Genomic DNA, 693 nt, shown 5'->3' on the forward strand with positions numbered 1-693 from the left:
GGTCTTCTCCGCGAGTTTGTAGGCGAGCCAGGCGTAGTACATCGTCGACAGGCACATCATCAGGCCCATGGCCGGCAGAATGCGTCCGAACACGATATTGTCAGGCATCTTCAGCACGAAGCGCAGCAGGCCGGTCAGCACCAGCATGTTGACGAGAATATTAGTGCCGAAGCCGAAAAACGCATTCCAGTCGCCCGGCGTCCATAGAGCGGGCTTGAAGTCGGATTTGCCGGCAGAATCTTTAGAAAACGTCCCCGCGGTCGTGCTCATCGTGATGCTCCTGCTGCAAGTTTGTTGGAAGTCTCCGGTGCATGTTCGGAACGTGTGATGGCGTCGAGAATGGCGGCGGAGTCGGCAACCCAGCCGAAGATGCCGCCCTGGGCCTTGATCATCTTCAGGCCCATCTCGTGGAATTCAGGGAAGTAGGACGCGCAGCCGTCAGAAATGACGATGCAGCGATAGCCGCGGTCATTGGCTTCGCGGACGGTGGTGTTGACGCAGACTTCGGTGGTGACGCCGCAGACCAGCAGCGTGTCGATGTCGCGCGCCTTGAGATCGGCGCCGAGCGTCGTTGCGTAGAATGCGCCCTTGCCGGGCTTGTCGATGACGATCTCGCCTTCGACCGGATAGAGCGCGGGAATGATGTCGTGGCCGGCTTCGCCGCGAATGAGGATGCGTCCCATCGGGCCGGGA

The 693-nt window shown here is 60.3% G+C and carries 1 protein-coding gene and 1 pseudogene; both read right to left on the reverse strand.

The genetic code is table 11. The features are described from left to right. Positions 1-270: pseudogene (locus AC1DU6_RS34085) on the reverse strand (hypothetical protein); the annotation flags it as partial. Then, a partial coding sequence (locus tag AC1DU6_RS34090) for a cysteine hydrolase family protein (RefSeq protein WP_477862842.1) occupies positions 267-693 on the reverse strand: 427 nt, incomplete at its 5' end. The pseudogene AC1DU6_RS34085 and the gene AC1DU6_RS34090, both read right to left, overlap by 4 nt.

The sequence above is a fragment of the Roseateles sp. P5_B10 genome (assembly GCF_056400485.1).